Annotated in this window: 4 protein-coding genes; 1 reads left to right on the top strand and 3 read right to left on the bottom strand. The window is 47.4% G+C overall.

Annotation, left to right across the window (positions count from 1 at the left end):
• On the bottom strand, positions 1-1097 hold a 1097-nt coding region (punC, locus tag MHN01_RS21790), incomplete at its 3' end, for a purine nucleoside transporter PunC (protein WP_239413400.1).
• A gap of 105 nt (positions 1098-1202) precedes the next feature.
• Here punC and punR point away from each other — a divergent pair.
• A complete protein-coding gene (punR, locus tag MHN01_RS21785; RefSeq protein ID WP_239413398.1) occupies positions 1203-2105 on the top strand; it encodes a DNA-binding transcriptional activator PunR in 903 nt (300 codons plus the stop codon).
• A gap of 57 nt (positions 2106-2162) precedes the next feature.
• Here punR and MHN01_RS21780 read toward each other — a convergent pair whose 3' ends face one another.
• Positions 2163-2378 carry a DUF2986 domain-containing protein gene (locus MHN01_RS21780; protein ID WP_239413396.1) on the bottom strand — a complete coding sequence of 72 codons (216 nt, stop codon included), beginning with the start codon at positions 2376-2378 and terminating at the stop codon, positions 2163-2165.
• Between the two features lie 208 nt (positions 2379-2586).
• On the bottom strand, positions 2587-3207 hold the full coding sequence (locus MHN01_RS21775) for a CDP-alcohol phosphatidyltransferase family protein (RefSeq protein WP_239413401.1): 621 nt from the start codon (positions 3205-3207) through the stop codon (positions 2587-2589).
• Positions 3208-3219: the final 12 nt, after the last annotated feature.

Here is a 3219-nt window from a genome sequence, read left to right as displayed (position 1 = left end):
CCGTATGCGGAAAGTGCCGATACGATACCACTGGCTGCGAAACACACCATGGTTTGCAGGAAGTTCAGCAGTCCTGCAGCCGTTGCACTGCAGTTCTTAAAGTCTTCCAGTGCTTTGCTGATAATGATTGGGTAGATAGCACCATTAGCCACTGCCAGCAGACAGAATGGGACTAAGATAGGCCAGATAGTTGTAGGCTCAGTGTTGACCGAAATCAGGAACATAACGGTAACGCTGGTAATGAACAGCTTCAGGATCCAAGGAAGAAGCTGCTGGCTGTCGAACTTATTCAGTAATGTGCGGCAGCCATAACCACCGATAATAAAGGCAACAGTCTGAGGCGCATAACTTAAGCCGATGTCTGAACCTGAGTAGCCCATCTCTGACATGACAAAAGGTGAGCCTGTCAGGTAGGCAAAGAAAGCCGCAGAACAGGCTGCAAAAATCATCATGTTACCAATGAATTTTTTTGAGCTAAGGATTTGCTGGTAATCTCGACGTAGCTGAACACTGATCTTTTCCTGTTTCTTTTCTAAATTAGCGCTTTCAGGTTCTTTAAGTGTCATAATGGACAAAACTGCCCCAAAACCAACCAGTGCGACAAAGATGCTGCGCCAGCCAAACTGGTGCTCAAGTAATGCACCAGCAAGCGGAGCAAGAGCAGGAGATAATGCCACAAGAGGCATAATGGTTGCAAAGACACGCTCCGACACTTTTCCTTCGTAGCGATCCACAACTACAGCCTGCCAGATAACCGTTGCACTACAAGCACCTAGCGCCTGTGCAAAGCGGGCGACCAGCAAGAATTCGACGCTCGGGGCGAAAGCACAAAGTACAGATGCAAGACTGAATAAAATCATTCCTCCCATCAGAACTTTAATGCGGCCGACACGATCGGAGAGCGGCCCGTAAATAAGTTGCCCTAAAGCCATACCAAGTAGGAAAATACTTAATGATAAACCTATAAGTGACTGTGATGTATTGAAATCTGACCGCATTATTTCAAAAGCAGGCAGGTACATGTCAGTTGCAAGAAAACCTAGCATACTTAGACATGCAAACCAGAATATGGTGATTTTTGAAGGTTGTTTGTTCATAAAAGAAGGCTTTATCTGTATTACATTTGCGGCCAGTTTAATCTTGCTTTGTTTCTCTGTGAAACGGTAATATTTAAACACTGCTTTCAAAAAATTTGATTTGATATGTTTTCATACAATGATTTGCAAGTTATTGATGTTGTTGCCAGAAGAGGCAGTTTTTCGGCTGCGGCGGATGAGTTGCATAAGGTTCCAAGTGCAATCAGTTACACGGTAAGGCTAATAGAAGAGCGTCTTGCTGTTGATTTATTTGTTAGGTTACACCGGCAAGTACAGTTGACGCCTGCCGGTGAGTATTTTGTCGAAGAGGCGCGAGCTCTGCTAAAACGGATGGAACAGATAAAATCGCAAACCCAGCGTGTTGCCAATGGTTGGTCCCAGAGTGTATCGGTTGCCCTCGATACTGTAGTGAGGGAAAGCCGGGTGAATACCCTGGTGCGTGATTTCTACCGTGAGTTTCCCGACGTTGAGCTGCATTTGTCAATGGAGGTCTTTAACGGTGTATGGGATGCCTTGTCAGATGGACGTGCGGACTTGGTAATTGGTGCAACAGCTGCTGTACCTGTTAGCGGCTCGTTTGATTACCGGGACATGGGAACCCTGTATTGGAAATTTGTGATCGCTCCTGATCACCCGTTGGCTGCAGCTGATTATGACATCGAGCCCGATGAGCTGGTGAGATACCCGGCAATCTGTATAGAAGATACGGCAAGAGTGCTGCCTAAACGTGTCACCTGGGTTATGGACAACCAACGCCGTCTAATGGTGCCAAATTGGTATAGTGCAATTCAGTGTCTGAAAGCGGGGTTGGGGATCGGCGTTGTGCCGGAGCACATGGCTCTGCCGAGAATTGAGACTGGTGAGCTGGTGGAAAAACAGCTGGCAACCAAGCCTGCGGTGAGCCCGTGTTGCTTGGCCTGGAATAAGGAGAGCCGTAACCCGGCGATTGACTGGTTGCTGGAGTACTTGGGTGACAGCGAGCAGCTTCACCGTGAATGGATGAGATGAACACGGGAAATAGCTCGCTGCAAATGGTTTGCCGAGATTGCGAGCTTCAATCGAACATTATTTATCTGCAGGTTCAGTCTGCTCACTGTCAGTTGACTGAGGCTGGGCTTCTGGTGTCTCGGGCATCGCTTCTTGCTGCTGGGCTGCTTCCGCTTCCATCTTTGCGCGTTCTGCCTTAGAGATATAGCGAGGCTTGTTGCTGCGATGAAGCTTGGCATTTTTCTTCTTTAGCTTCTTTTTCAGTACTTCGTTGATTTTTTTCTTGCGGTTCATCGTATCGGTGCCTGCTTGTCAAAGTAAGGCGGTGATTGTAGCGGTATCGAGATTGAAGACAAGTACTATCTTGGCTTTTATCAGTAACAGATAGGGTTGACTTCACTTCATCCTCGTAATTGTGGTGAGGGAAAAAGAAAGGTTAAGTGCTAACAAATCAGCCCCGGTATATCGGGGCTGGACGGTTTTCTGATAAGGGTGAGTAAGACTACTTGGGAAGCGTATCTTTCAGGGTCTGGTAACCTGCCCAAATTCGAGTAGCTGTAGTGATCCAGCAGAGCGTACCGAATATCCAGGCAATAACAGCAAAATGCTGGGGAAGGAGACAGAACAGGACAAAACAGCCAATGGTTTCGGTGCCTTCTGTCAGTCCTCCGATATAGTAAAGAGATTTCTGTTTATAAACAGGGCTTTCAATATTTCGCTTGCTGGCCATAATGGCGAATGCGAGGAAGCTCGAACCGGTTCCGATGAACGAAAAAATCAAAAAAGCCCCCGCAACGGCATTGGCTTCTGGATTAGCAAGAACGAAGCCGAATGGCACCATCGAATAAAACAGAAAATCGAGGGTAATATCCAGAAAACCGCCGCAATCGGAAATCCCTTGCCGCCGGGCGACGGCACCGTCAAGCCCGTCAAATATTCTGTTGAGCAGGATAAATGTCAGCGCCCAGTAGTATTCCTGCAGCATCAAAGAAGGCAGTGCCATCAGGCCGAGAATAAAGCCTGCAATGGTGATTTGGTTGGCTGTGATCCCCAGTTTGTCCGGTAGGGCAGAAAAGGTTTGTAGTGGCCATCGAATGACCTTGATGGCATAGCGGTCTAACATAGTGTTTCTCTT

The sequence above is a fragment of the Photobacterium sp. OFAV2-7 genome, assembly GCF_022347985.1.
GTDB lineage: Bacteria > Pseudomonadota > Gammaproteobacteria > Enterobacterales > Vibrionaceae > Photobacterium.
This window is presented reverse-complemented; position numbering and strand designations above follow the sequence as displayed.

Coding starts and splice junctions, on each gene's coding strand:
- punR (WP_239413398.1), top strand. CDS start 1,203: ATGTTTTCATACAATGATTTGCAAGTTATTGATGTTGTTGCCAGAAGA.
- MHN01_RS21780 (WP_239413396.1), bottom strand. CDS start 2,378: ATGAACCGCAAGAAAAAAATCAACGAAGTACTGAAAAAGAAGCTAAAG.
- MHN01_RS21775 (WP_239413401.1), bottom strand. CDS start 3,207: ATGTTAGACCGCTATGCCATCAAGGTCATTCGATGGCCACTACAAACC.